The 13,767-nt window shown below is 62.4% G+C and carries 10 protein-coding genes; all 10 read left to right on the forward strand.

All coding sequences use genetic code 11. From position 1 onward, the window contains the following. Positions 1 to 53: 53 nt before the first annotated feature. The 10 genes from LGH82_RS21795 (at position 54) to pyc (ending at position 13,623) form a co-directional block, all read left to right on the forward strand. Complete coding sequence (locus LGH82_RS21795; RefSeq protein WP_227344697.1) at positions 54 to 947, forward strand: dihydrodipicolinate synthase family protein; 894 nt, start codon at positions 54 to 56, stop codon at positions 945 to 947. Between the two features lie 112 nt (positions 948 to 1,059). After that, complete coding sequence (locus LGH82_RS21800; protein ID WP_413771378.1) at positions 1,060 to 2,379, forward strand: NAD(P)/FAD-dependent oxidoreductase; 1,320 nt, start codon at positions 1,060 to 1,062, stop codon at positions 2,377 to 2,379. Positions 2,380 to 2,393: 14 nt separating this feature from the next. Continuing rightward, positions 2,394 to 3,395 (forward strand): 4-hydroxyproline epimerase, encoded by a 1,002-nt coding sequence (locus LGH82_RS21805; RefSeq protein WP_227344699.1) that lies wholly within the window; start codon positions 2,394 to 2,396, stop codon positions 3,393 to 3,395. A 336-nt stretch (positions 3,396 to 3,731) separates the two neighbouring features. After that, positions 3,732 to 4,634, forward strand: coding sequence for a branched-chain amino acid ABC transporter permease (locus LGH82_RS21810; RefSeq protein ID WP_227344700.1), 903 nt, complete (start codon positions 3,732 to 3,734; stop codon positions 4,632 to 4,634). Between the two features lie 4 nt (positions 4,635 to 4,638). Continuing rightward, entirely contained in the window at positions 4,639 to 6,030 is a 1,392-nt protein-coding gene (gene livM, locus LGH82_RS21815) for a high-affinity branched-chain amino acid ABC transporter permease LivM (protein WP_227344701.1), read from the forward strand. Continuing rightward, a complete protein-coding gene (locus LGH82_RS21820; protein ID WP_227344702.1) occupies positions 6,030 to 7,517 on the forward strand; it encodes an ATP-binding cassette domain-containing protein in 1,488 nt (495 codons plus the stop codon). Before livM ends, LGH82_RS21820 begins: the two co-directional genes overlap by 1 nt. Then, entirely contained in the window at positions 7,517 to 8,245 is a 729-nt protein-coding gene (locus tag LGH82_RS21825) for an ABC transporter ATP-binding protein (RefSeq protein ID WP_227349657.1), read from the forward strand. The genes LGH82_RS21820 and LGH82_RS21825 overlap by 1 nt, the downstream gene beginning before the upstream one ends. A gap of 17 nt (positions 8,246 to 8,262) precedes the next feature. Beyond that, positions 8,263 to 8,610, forward strand: a complete 348-nt coding sequence (locus LGH82_RS21830; protein WP_227344703.1) for a DUF6867 family protein — start codon at positions 8,263 to 8,265, stop codon at positions 8,608 to 8,610. 137 nt (positions 8,611 to 8,747) lie between these two features. Next, positions 8,748 to 9,866 (forward strand): branched-chain amino acid ABC transporter substrate-binding protein, encoded by a 1,119-nt coding sequence (locus tag LGH82_RS21835; RefSeq protein ID WP_227344704.1) that lies wholly within the window; start codon positions 8,748 to 8,750, stop codon positions 9,864 to 9,866. Positions 9,867 to 10,164: 298 nt separating this feature from the next. Continuing rightward, a complete protein-coding gene (pyc, locus tag LGH82_RS21840) occupies positions 10,165 to 13,623 on the forward strand; it encodes a pyruvate carboxylase (protein WP_227344705.1) in 3,459 nt (1,152 codons plus the stop codon). Positions 13,624 to 13,767: the final 144 nt, after the last annotated feature.

Consider the following 13,767-nt stretch of genomic DNA (forward strand, 5'->3'; position numbering starts at 1 on the left):
ACAGCGGGTTTCTTAACAGATATACGGCTGATATATCAGATGGAGCAATGACCATGTGGACTGGAGTTTTCCCCGCCGTCACGACCAAATTCACCGAGGATGACCGTCTCGACCATGCCGAGATGGAGCGCTGCTACGCGCTGCAGATGGAGGCCGGCTGCGGCGGCATCATCGTCTGTGGCTCGCTCGGCGAAGGGCCGATGCTGTCGGCCGACGAGAAGATCGAGGTGTTGAAGACCGCGCAGAAAATCGCCGGCAAGAAGCCGGTCCTGCTGACGGTGAACGAAGCCGGCACCCGTGAGGCGGCAGCGATCGCGCGCCGCGCCGCCAAGGAAGGCGCCAACGGCCTGATGGTCGTGCCGAGCCCGATCTACCACACCAATGCGGAAGAGACGGTCGCGGCACTTCGCGCTGTCGCTGAAGCCGGCGACCTGCCGGTGATGATCTATTCCAACCGGCTTGCCTACCGCGTCGACGTGACGGTCGACCAGATGGAGGAACTGGCGTCGGACAAGCGCTTCGTCGCCATCAAGGAATCGTCAGACGACATCCGCCGCTCGACCGAGATCATCAACCGCCTGGGCAGCCGTTACGACCTGTTCACCGGCGTCGACAATCTCGCCTTCGAGGCGCTGTCGGTTGGCGCCATCGGCTGGGTGGCCGGCCTGGTCACCGCCTTCCCGCGCGAGACGGTCGCCATCTACCAGCTGATGAAGCAGGGCCGCCGCGAGGAGGCGCTCGCCATCTACCGCTGGTTCCGGCCGTTGCTCGATCTCGACGTGTCGACATATCTGGTGCAGAACATCAAGCTCGCGGAAGTCTTTGCAATCAACACCAATGACCGGGTCCGCATGCCGCGCCAGCCGCTTTCGGGCGAGCGTCGCAAGGCAGCCGAAAAGATCATCAAGGATGCTCTGGCGGTGCGGCCGACACTGCCGACATTCTGAGGCTTTCTTCTCCCCGTTCACGGGGGTGAGACGTGGTCCGCGTAGCGGACGGTGAAAGCCCGGAGCGACAGCGAAGGGCCATAGTGGCAGCCAGATGAGGGGCAGCGCCCACGTGCCAGGGAATTCCAGGTCGACAGAAGCGGGGCGCAGCCCCTCATCCGCCCTTCGGGGCCATTCTCCCCGTGAACGGGGAGAAGGGGAAGATATCGCCATTATCGGTGGCGGCATCATCGGCATCTGCGCCGCCGCCTATCTTGCCGAGGCGGGACGAAGCGTCACGGTCTTCGACCGCACCGGCATCTGCGAGGAAACGAGCTCCGGCAATGCCGCCGCCTTCGCTTTCTCGGATGTGCTGCCACTGGCGCAAAAAGGCATGATCAAGAATCTGCCGAAGTGGCTCGCCGATCCGCTGGGGCCGCTCAGCATTCCTCCCGCCTACCTGCCGAAACTCCTGCCCTGGCTGATCCGCTTCTGGCGCGCCGGGCGCGCCGATCGCTATGAGGCCAGCCTCGCCGCGCAAGTCGCGATGATGGGGCTTGCGGAAAGCGAATGGGCCGGACTGATGCAGCGCTCCGGCACGCGTGCCATGCTGCGCGAGGACGGTTCGCTCGAGCTCTACGAGAGCGAGGCGGAGTTCCGTGCCTCATTGCCGGGCTGGGCCGCCAGGCAGCGTTTTGACATCGGCTTCCGCCATGTCGAAGGCAGCGAGCTTGCTGCCCTTCAGCCTGGTCTGTCGCCACGCTTCGTCAAGGGCACCTTCGTGCCGGCATGGAAGACCGTGGCCGACCCCAAGCTGCTCGGCAAGGCCATTTGGGCCTATGCGCAACAGAAGGGCGCATGTTTCGAGAAGGCACGGATCGAGCGTGTCGAGACAGGACCCGCCGGCACCACGTTGCACCTCGCCGACGGCGCCACGCGGCAGGCACGGCATCTCGTCATCGCCGCGGGCGCATGGTCGCATCTGCTGGCGAAAGACCTCGGCGATCGCATTCCGCTCGAAACCGAGCGCGGCTACAACACGACGCTGCCGAAGGCTGCCTTCGACGTGAAGCGGCAGCTGATCTTTTCCGGCCACGGCTTCGTTATCACGCCGCTGGAAACAGGCTTGCGTGTCGGCGGCGCCGTCGAACTCGGTGGTATCGAGCGACCGCCCAATTATGCCCGATCAAAGGCCCTGCTGCGGAAGGCGCAGAAATTCCTGCCGGGGCTCGATCCGGCCGGTGGCCGCGAATGGATGGGGTTCCGGCCGTCACTGCCGGATTCGCTTCCCGTCATCGGGCGGGCGCGGGCAAACCCATCCGTGACCTATGCCTTCGGCCACGGCCATCTCGGCCTGACCCAGTCGGCCGCTACCGGGCGCTTGATCCGTGACCTCGTTCTGGAGCAGGCTCCGCCGATCGACCTCATGCCCTTCAGTCCACAACGTTTTTGAATCCGGGAGCCGTCATGGCCAAGAAATCCTTCTTCTGCATAGACGGCCACACCTGCGGCAATCCGGTGCGGCTGGTCGCCGGCGGCGGCCCGCTGCTCCAGGGGTCGACCATGATGGAGCGGCGCGCGCATTTCCTCGCCGAGTATGACTGGATCCGCACCGGCCTGATGTTCGAGCCGCGCGGCCATGATGTCATGTCCGGCTCGATCCTCTATCCGCCGACGCGCGAGGATTGCGACATCGCCATTCTGTTCATCGAGACGTCGGGATGCCTGCCGATGTGCGGCCACGGCACCATCGGCACGGTGACGATGGCCATCGAGCATGGGCTGATCAAGCCGAAGACGCCGGGCATGCTGAGGCTCGACACGCCGGCCGGCCTGGTGATCGCCGAATACAAACAGGTCGGCGACTATGTCGAGGAAGTGCGCATCACCAATGTGCCATCCTTCCTCCATGCCGAGGGTCTGACGGTCGAATGCCCGCAGCTTGGCGAGATCCGTGTCGATGTCGCCTATGGCGGCAATTTCTACGCCATCGTCGAGCCGCAGGAGAACTATCGCGACATGGCCGACCATTCGGCCGGCGACCTGATCGCCTGGAGCCCGGTGGTGCGGCAGCGGCTCAACGAGAAGTATTCGTTCGTGCATCCGGAAAACCCCGGCATCAACCGGCTGTCGCACATGCTGTGGACCGGCAAGCCGACTCACGCCGAAGCCGATGCGCGCAACGCCGTCTTCTATGGAGACAAGGCGATCGACCGCTCGCCATGCGGCACCGGCACCTCGGCGCGGATGGCGCAGCTTCACGCCAAGGGCAGGCTCAAGGCCGGCGACGACTTCATCCATGAGTCCATCATCGGCTCGCTGTTCAAGGGCAGGGTCGAAAAGGAGGTCACGGTTGCGGGCAAGCCGGCCATCATTCCGTCGATTGGCGGCTGGGCGCGCATGACGGGATTGAACACGATCTTCATCGACGACCGCGATCCATTCGCGCATGGTTTCGTCGTCAAGTAAGAGGGCACGAAGTCGCCAGAGGCCAATGCGACGCAAAAACCGAACCATGGACCGAGACGCAACGATCCGTCTCATCAAATTCTTTTGACAGCGATTTCTTCGAAATGGAGCGCATGATGCGGTCGATTAATCAAAGACATTGCGTTATGCCAATGGTAGGGTCCGCGATAGTCCAGAGGCCGGATATGAAAAAACGGGCAATTCGAAGGCGTGCCGACATAACACGCGTGACGATTGAAAAATCACGTTGCAATCCGGGCTCGAAACTTTACGACTAGGGGAAATACGAAAAGGAATGCGTCTGCATGGGCGACATTCCAGGGGAGCAATGTACACATGCAGTATTTTGTCCAGCAGCTTATCAATGGGCTGACGCTGGGGTCGATCTATGGCCTGATCGCGATCGGCTATACGATGGTCTACGGCATCATCGGCATGATCAATTTCGCCCATGGCGATATCTTCATGGTGGGCGCCTTCACGGCGCTGATCGTTTTCCTCATCCTCGGCGCCTTGTTCACTTCGGTGCCAGTGGTCCTGGCGCTTCTGATCATGATGGTCGTGGCGATGCTGCTGACCAGCCTCTACAACTGGACGATCGAGAAGGTAGCCTACAGGCCGCTGCGCGGTTCGTTCCGGCTGGCGCCGCTGATCACTGCCATCGGCATGTCGATCGCGTTGTCCAACTTCGTCCAGGTGACGCAAGGGCCGCGCAACAAGCCGATCCCGCCGATGGTCAGCCAGGTCTACAACATCAACGGCATCAGCGTGTCGCTGAAGCAGATCATCATCGTTGTCGTCACGGCGCTGCTGCTGGCGCTGTTCTGGTATCTGGTCAACAGGACCTCGCTTGGCCGCGCCCAGCGCGCCTGTGAACAGGATCGCAAGATGGCGGCGCTGCTCGGCATCGACGTCGACCGCACCATCTCGATCACCTTCATCATGGGTGCTGCCCTTGCCGCCGTCGCCGGCACGCTGTTCCTGATGTATTACGGCGTCATTGCCTTCTCCGACGGCTTCACCCCGGGTGTGAAAGCATTCACGGCCGCGGTGCTTGGCGGCATCGGCTCATTGCCGGGCGCCGTGCTTGGCGGGCTGATGATCGGCCTCATCGAGAGCCTGTGGTCGGCCTATTTCTCGATCGACTACAAGGACGTGGCCGCCTTCTCGATCCTGGCGATCGTGTTGATCTTCCTGCCTTCCGGCATTCTGGGCCGGCCAGAAGTCGAAAAGGTCTGAGATCATGGCAGTCACCGTATCTCCGGAGCGCGACGTCGTCGCCCCTCCCATGCAGCGCGCGCTGCGCGAGGCATTCTACGCAGGCGCCATCTCGCTTGGCCTGTTCGTGCTGTTCATCGGGCTGAAGACCGACCAGAACATTTCCAATGAGCTGATCCTGGTGCAACGCTGGGGCCTGCTCGCCGCCGTGGTGATTGCCACTGCCGTGGGGCGGTTCCTTTATGTCGGTTTCGCGCAGCCAGCGATGGAGCGCGCCAAGGAGCAAAAGGCCAAGGCCCCGGCTGTCGCCGCCGATCCCAGCTTCGTGCGCCGCAACTTCAACAAGATAGGCATCGCCGTCCTCTTGGTGTACCCGATCGTGATCGTCCTGCTGGTTGGCTTCCAGGGCTCGCTGAAGTGGGTCGACAATTTCGGCATCCAGATCCTGATCTATGTGATGCTGGCCTGGGGGCTGAACATCGTTGTCGGCCTGGCCGGCCTGCTCGACCTCGGCTATGTCGCCTTCTACGCGGTCGGCGCCTATGCCTATGCGTTGCTCGGCACGCATTACGGGCTGTCGTTCTGGATCCTGCTGCCGGCAGCGGGCGCCATGGCCGCCTTCTGGGGCGTGCTGCTCGGCTTTCCGGTGCTGCGCCTGCGGGGCGACTATCTTGCGATCGTGACTCTGGCCTTCGGCGAGATCATCCGGCTTGTGATCATCAACTGGCGCGAGGTAACCAACGGTTCGGCCGGCATTTCCGGCATCCCGAAGGTTTCCTTCTTCGGGCTGATGTCGTTCAACGTCTCGGACCCGAATTACATCGCCAAGGTCCTCGGCATTGCCCAGTCGGGCGCCTACTACAAGATCTTCCTCTATTACCTGATCCTTGGGCTCTGCCTGCTCACGGCCTTCGTCACCATCAGGCTGCGCCGCCTGCCAGTCGGTCGCGCCTGGGAGGCACTGCGCGAGGACGAGATCGCCTGCCGCTCGCTCGGCATCAACACCACCACCACCAAGCTCACCGCCTTTGCCACGGGCGCCATGTTCGGCGGTTTTGCCGGCTCGTTCTTCGCCGCGCGGCAAGGCTTTGTCAGCCCTGAATCCTTCGTCTTCCTGGAGTCGGCGATCATCCTGGCCATCGTCGTGCTCGGCGGCATGGGTTCGCTGGTCGGCATCGCCATCGCGGCGCTGGTGATGATCGGCGGGACGGAAATCCTGCGCGAACTGGATTTCCTCAAGGCGGTGTTCGGGCAGGACTTCACCCCGGAACTCTACCGCATGCTGCTGTTCGGCATGGCCATGGTCATCGTCATGCTGTGGAAGCCGCGAGGTTTTGTCGGTAGTCGCGAACCAACCGCGTTCCTCAAGGAGCGCAAGGCAGTATCAGGATCCTTCACCAAGGAAGGACACGGCTGATGAATGCGAACCCTTCCATGAAAAACGCTATCCTTCAGGTCGACCATCTGTCGATGAAGTTCGGTGGCCTGGTCGCCATCGGCGACCTGTCCTTCACCGCCAAGCGCGGCGAGATCACCGCACTGATCGGCCCGAACGGGGCCGGCAAGACCACCGTGTTCAATTGCATAACCGGTTTCTACAAGCCCACCGAGGGCATGATCACGCTCAACCGCCAGGACGGCACCAGCTACCTGCTGGAACGCCTGCCGAACCACGAAATCCCGGCGCGCGCCAAGGTGGCGCGTACCTTCCAGAATATCCGTCTGTTCTCTGGCATGACATTGCTGGAAAACCTTCTGGTCGCCCAACACAACAAGCTGATGAAGGCGTCGGGCTATACCATGCTCGGCCTGTTCGGTTTTAGCAGCTACCGCAAGGCCGCGGCCGAGTCGATCGACCTGGCCAAACACTGGCTGGAAAAGGCCGACCTCGTCGACCGCGCCGACGATCCGGCCGGTGACCTGCCCTATGGCGCGCAGCGGCGGCTGGAGATCGCACGTGCCATGTGCACGGGTCCGGAGCTTCTGTGCCTCGACGAACCGGCCGCTGGCCTCAATCCCAAGGAATCGCTGGCGCTCAATACGCTGTTGATGGACATCAAGAACACGTCGGGCACGTCGATCCTGTTGATCGAGCATGACATGTCGGTGGTCATGCAGATTTCCGACCACGTCGTGGTGCTCGAATACGGCCGCAAGATCTCCGACGGCAATCCGCAGTCGGTGCGTACCGACCCGCGCGTCATCGCCGCCTATCTGGGCGTCGACGATGAGGAGGTCGAGACGGTGCTTATCGAGGTCGGCGACGAGGATGTCATCGAACAGCTCGACACCGGCCCCGATGCCGCGCATGGCCCGGGGACGTCGTCGTCGTATCTCGCCGGGCCGGTAACGGACACGGTCGGCCACAGTTCGGGCGAGCGCGTCACGGTGGCGAAGGGCGCCTCGAAGGCGGCACAGGTCGATGCGCGCGCAGCGGCCGTGGTAAGCCGACCTGTTGTTGCAAAGCCCGCTTCGCCGGCCAAACCTGCTTCGCCGGCCAAGTCGGCCGCGAAACCCAATGCGGCAAGGCCGGCCGCCAAGGCGCCGGCGAAGACGGTCGGCGTCTCCAACCGGCTTGCCGCGCCGCGCGACGGCAAGGCAGACAATCTGACCCGCATCAAGGGGATCGGCACGGTCAACGAGAAGAAGCTCAACGAACACGGGATCTTCCATTTCGACCAGATAGGCGCCTGGAAAAAATCCGACGTCGAAGCCGCCGAAGCCTATCTCGCCTTCGATGGACGTATCGCCCGCGAGGAGTGGGTCAAGCAGGCCAAGCTTCTGGCAAGCGGCAAGGACACCGAGTTCTCGCGCCGGGTCGATGAGGGGAAAGTGGCGACAAGTCATGCTTCCGGAAAGACGACCGCCGCGCCGTCGGCTGGCAAGCGCGGAGGGCGTAAATGATGACTGGCACAACGCTGCTCGATATCAAGGGCGTCCAGACGTACTACGGCAACATCCGGGCGCTGAACGGCGTCGACGTTCACGTCAACCAGGGTGAGATCGTGGCGCTGATCGGCGCCAACGGCGCCGGCAAGTCGACGCTGATGATGACCATTTTTGGTGCTCCACGCGCTCGCGCGGGCACCATCACCTTCGCCGGCACCGACATCACCCAGATGCCGACGCACGAGATCGCGCGCATGCGCATCGCCCAGTCGCCCGAGGGCAGACGCATCTTCCCGCGCATGACGGTGATGGAAAACCTGCAGATGGGCGCCAGCCTCGACAATCTCAAGCACTATGCCGAGGATGTCGAGAAGGTGTTCTCGCTGTTCCCACGACTGAAGGAGCGCATCGCCCAGCGCGGCGGCACCCTGTCGGGCGGCGAGCAGCAGATGCTGTCGATCGGGCGCGCGCTGATGGCGCGGCCGAAACTGCTTCTGCTCGACGAGCCGTCGCTCGGTCTCGCACCGCTGATCGTCAAGCAGATCTTCGATGCCATTCGCGAGCTGAACCGCACCCAGGGGCTGACCGTGTTCCTTGTCGAGCAGAACGCCTTCGGCGCGCTGAAGCTCGCCACGCGCGGCTATGTCATGGTCAACGGCAATGTGACGATGAGCGGTACCGGCAAGGAACTGCTCGCCAATCCGGAAGTGCGCGCCGCCTATCTCGAAGGTGGGCATCACTGATCCCAGGAGACATCATCATGCAAGGCATTCTCTACGAGGAACCGTCAATCTGGCAGTTCTTCTTCGTCACCTGCCTGCTCGGCGGCTGGGCGGCATGGATGACAGGCAAGGCCAGCGCCCAGACCTGGCGCAGCTTCATCCAGCTGTTCGCCTATATGCTCGGCCTCGGCATTGGCATCAGGTTCATCCATCACGCGCTGTTCAACGGCACGATGTTCTCGTTGCATTACTACATCGTCGATACAATTGTGCTGATGATCCTGGGCTTCATCGGCTATCAATACACGCGTACCAACCAGATGGTTACACAGTATAACTGGCTCTACGAAAGAGCTTCGCTTTTGAGCTGGAAGCCGAAAGGTTGACGTTCATCATTAACGCCGTTTCGGGGATGAATCGGCGTGACAAGTGCCTGAAAATCGGCAAACTATGCTTTCTGCGATAAGAGTGGGCATCGCATGAAAGCGTCATCCACGCCTACTCCGATAATGGGAGCGTTTAAATGAAAAAGTCACTTTTGTCCGCCGTCGCCCTGACCGCGCTCGTCGCGTTCAGCGGCAACGCGTGGGCTGACATACTGTTCGGCGTTGCCGGTCCGATCACCGGCCCGAACGCGGCCTTCGGCGCACAGCTGCAGAAGGGCGCCGAAGCGGCTGTCGCCGATATCAATGCCAAGGGCGGCATCAATGGCGAGCAGATCAAGCTCGAAGTCGGCGACGATGTCTCCGATCCGAAGCAGGGCATCTCGGTTGCCAACAAGTTCGTCGGCGACGGCGTAAAGTTCGTGGTCGGGCACTTCAACTCGGGCGTCTCGATCCCGGCATCGGAAGTCTACGCGGAAAACGGCATCGTCGAAGTGACGCCGGCCGCGACCAATCCGAAGTACACCGAGCGTGGCCTGTGGAACGTGTTCCGCACCTGCGGACGTGATGACCAGCAGGGCGCCATCGCCGGCGCTTATCTGGCCGCGAACTTCAAGGACGCCAAGATCGCGGTTGTCCACGACAAGACCACTTACGGTCAGGGCCTTGCCGACGAGACCAAGAAGGCCATGAATGCCAAGGGCCTCACGGAAGTCATGTATGAAGGCATCAATGTCGGCGACAAGGACTTCTCGGCGCTGATCGGCAAGATGAAGGAAGCCGGCGTTACCATCATCTATTGGGGCGGCCTGCAGACCGAAGCCGGCCTGATCATTCGCCAGGCGGCTGACCAGGGCCTCAAGGCGACACTGGTGTCCGGCGATGGCATCGTGTCGAACGAACTGGCCTCGATCGCGGGTGACGCGGTTGCTGGCACGCTCAACACGTTCGGCCCGGATCCGCGCCTCATCCCCGCGAACAAGGAGCTCGTCGAGAAGTTCCGTGCTCAGGGTTTCGAGCCGGAAGCCTACACGCTCTACGCCTACGCCGCCGTACAGGCGATCGCGGAAGCCGCAAAGGCCGCCAAGTCGAACGACCCGCAGGCAGTCGCCAAGGCGCTGCATGAAAATGGTCCGTTCAAGACCGTTCTCGGCGACCTGTCCTATGACGCCAAGGGCGATCCGACGCTGCCCGGCTACGTCATGTACGAATGGAAGAAGGGCGCCGACGGCAAGTACACCTACATCCAGAAGATGTAAGCCTGTCGACCGCGATATTATAGGAATGCCCGGCGCTTGCGCCGGGCATTTTTCGTTTGACGGCTGACCTGTCCGAAAGCGAAATCACCTTGCTGAGCCGGCTTTCGGCCTAGGCAGGATGGCGCGTGAACCGAGAATTGTCGTTGCATCTTTTGCGTGCCGGAATGAATGCGCGGAGATTTGCAACAAAGAATCGATTTAAATCGGTTTAGCTGCATTCCGATTCTGTTTGCACTGCAGCATTTTCGCGCTAATCATGGCTCCAGTTTCCCTCCCGTCAGTGTCTGGAGCCTTGTCCTTGGCCATCACGAAGATCCTCGTCGCCAACCGGTCAGAAATCGCCATCCGTGTCTTTCGCGCGGCCAATGAACTCGGCCTCAAAACCGTGGCGATCTGGGCAGAGGAAGACAAATATTCGCTGCACCGCTTCAAGGCCGACGAGAGCTACCAGGTTGGGCGCGGGCCGCACCTGACCAAGGACATGGGGCCGATCGAAAGCTATCTGTCGATCGAGGAGGTGATCCGTGTCGCCAGGCTTTCGGGCGCCGATGCGATCCACCCCGGTTATGGGCTTCTGTCGGAAAGCCCTGAATTCGCCGACGCCTGCGCCGAGGCCGGCATCACCTTCATCGGGCCAAAGCCCGACACGATGCGCAGGCTTGGCAACAAGGTCGCGGCGCGCAATCTGGCCATCGAGGTCGGCGTCCCGGTCATTCCCGCCACCGATCCCCTGCCGGACGACATGGACGCGGTGAAGAAACTGGCCAAGGAGATCGGCTACCCGGTGATGCTGAAGGCATCGTGGGGCGGCGGCGGGCGCGGCATGCGCGCCATCCGCTCCGAGGCCGACCTCGCCCGCGAGGTGACGGAAGGCAAGCGCGAGGCGAAGGCCGCCTTCGGCAAGGACGAGGTCTATCTCGAAAAGCTGATCGAACGCGCCCGCCATGTCGAGGTGCAGATACTCGGCGACACGCATGGCAACGCCGTGCATCTGTTCGAACGCGACTGCTCGATCCAGCGCCGCAACCAGAAGGTGGTCGAGCGCGCGCCGGCGCCCTATCTCCAAATGTCGCAGCGCGAGGAGCTTTGCGGCCACGCGCTGAAGATCGCCCGCGAGACCAGCTATATCGGCGCGGGAACGGTCGAGTTCCTGCAGGATGCCGACACCGGCAAATTCTACTTCATCGAGGTCAATCCGCGCATCCAGGTCGAGCATACCGTCACCGAGCAGGTTACCGGCATCGACATTGTCAAGGCGCAGATACACATCCTCGACGGCTTCGCCATCGGCACGCCGGAATCGGGCGTGCCGGCGCAGGCGGACATCAGGCTGAACGGCCATGCGCTGCAGTGCCGCATCACCACCGAAGACCCCGAGCATAATTTCATTCCAGACTACGGCCGCATCACCGCCTATCGCGGTGCGACCGGCTTCGGCATCCGCCTCGATGGCGGCACCGCCTATTCCGGCGCGGTCATCACCCGTTTCTATGACCCCCTGCTGGAGAAGGTGACCGCATGGGCGCCGACGCCGGCCGAGACCATCGCGCGCATGAACCGCGCGCTGCGCGAATTCCGCATTCGCGGCGTGGCGACTAATCTCACCTTCCTCGAAGCGATCATCAATCACCCGAGCTTCGCCGATAATTCCTACACGACGAAGTTCATCGACACGACGCCGGAACTGTTCCAGCAGGTCAAGCGGCAGGACCGCGCCACCAAGCTGCTGAATTACCTTGCCGACGTGTCGGTCAACGGTCATCCCGAGACGCGCGGGCGGCCGCAACCCAAGGCCGACGCCGCCGCGCCCGTGGTTCCCTATCTCAATGGCAATGTGCCCAGCGGTTCCAAGCAGAAGTTCGACGTGCTGGGCCCGGAGAAATTCGCGACCTGGATGCGCGAGCGGAAAGAGGTGCTGGTCACCGACACGACCATGCGCGACGGGCATCAGTCGCTGCTGGCAACGCGCGTGCGCACGCATGACATTGCCGGTATCGCCGGCACCTATGCGCGCGCTCTGCCGCGGCTTCTGTCCCTGGAGTGCTGGGGTGGCGCGACATTCGATGTCGCCATGCGCTTCCTCACCGAAGACCCATGGGAGCGGCTGTCGCTGGTGCGCGAGGGAGCGCCCAATCTGCTGCTGCAGATGCTGCTGCGCGGCGCTAATGGCGTCGGCTACACCAACTATCCCGACAATGTCGTGCAGCATTTCGTCAAGCAGGCAGCCGCCGGTGGCATCGACCTGTTCCGTGTCTTCGATTGCCTGAACTGGGTCGAGAACATGCGCGTCGCCATGGATGCGGTCGGCGCCGAGGGCAAGCTGATCGAAGCGGCGATCTGCTACACCGGCGACATTCTCGACCCGGCGCGCGCCAAATACGACCTGAAATACTATGTCGGCCTTGCCAGCGAATTGCAGGCTGCCGGCGCTCATATCATCGCGGTCAAGGACATGGCCGGACTGCTGAAGCCGTCCGCCGCGCGCGAGCTGTTCAAGGCGCTGCGCGAGGCGACCGACCTGCCGATCCATTTCCATACGCATGACACCTCCGGCCTGTCGGCGGCGACGGTCCTGGCGGCGGTGGAGACCGGCGTCGACGCCATCGACGCGGCAATGGATTCCTTCTCGGGCAATACCTCGCAGCCATGTCTTGGCTCGATCGTCGAGGCGCTCAAGGGTACCGACCGCGATCCGGGCCTCGACCCGCAATGGATCAGGAACATCTCGTTCTACTGGGAAGCGGTGCGCAACCAGTACGCTGCCTTTGAAAGCGATCTCAAGGGGCCGGCTTCCGAAGTCTACCTGCACGAAATGCCCGGTGGACAGTTCACCAACCTGAAGGAGCAGGCGCGCTCACTCGGGCTTGAAACACGCTGGCACGAGGTGGCGCAGACCTATCACGACGTCAACCTGATGTTCGGCGACATCGTCAAGGTGACTCCGTCGTCGAAGGTGGTCGGCGATATGGCGCTGATGATGGTGAGCCAGGACCTGACGGTCGCCGATGTCGAGAATCCGGACAAGGATATCGCCTTCCCGGACTCTGTCGTGTCGATGCTGCGCGGCGACCTCGGCCAGTCGCCGGGCGGTTGGCCGAAGGCGCTGCAGCAGAAGGCGCTCAACGGCGAAAAGCCGATCACGGTACGGCCGGGCTCGCTGCTCAAGCCGGCGGATCTCAAGGCGAGCCGCAAGGAGATCGAGGAAAAGCTTGAACGCAAGCTCAGCGAATTCGAGTTCGCCTCGTGGCTGATGTATCCGAAGGTGTTTTCGGATTTCGCCGGCGCGCAGGAAACCTACGGACCGGTCAGCGTGCTGCCGACGCCAACCTATTTCTACGGCATGAAGCCGGAAGGCGAGATCTTCGTCGACATCGAAAAGGGCAAGACGCTGGTGGTCCGGTGTCTCGCCATCGGCGATGTCGATGACAAGGGCATGGTCACCGTGTTCTTCGAGCTCAACGGCCAGCCACGCCGCGTGAAGGTCCCAGACAGGGCGCATGGCGCGTCCGCTGCCAAGGCGCGGCGCAAGGCGGAGCCGGGCAATGAGGCGCATGTCGGCGCGCCGATGCCGGGTGTTGTCTCCGCGCTCTCCGTTGCCACCGGCCAGACGGTGAAGGCCGGCGACGTGCTGCTCTCCATCGAGGCGATGAAGATGGAAACGGCGCTGCATGCCGAGCGAGACGGCAAAATCGTCGAAGTTCTGGTCAAAGCCGGCGACCAGATCGATGCCAAGGATTTGCTGATCGCCTTCGGCTGACAAGGCCCTTGCCGAAACGGGGCTGTCGGTGTTTGGCGGCAACCCTTCATGCCGCATAGATAACGGCTTGACCCACTGTCCCCGGTCGGGCATTCGAACCGGCTGAAAAGCGCCGGATGTTCTCCGAGTCGCGACGCAGAAATT

Origin of the sequence: Mesorhizobium sp. PAMC28654 (assembly GCF_020616515.1) — a bacterium.
In the GTDB taxonomy this organism is placed as follows: domain Bacteria; phylum Pseudomonadota; class Alphaproteobacteria; order Rhizobiales; family Rhizobiaceae; genus Mesorhizobium.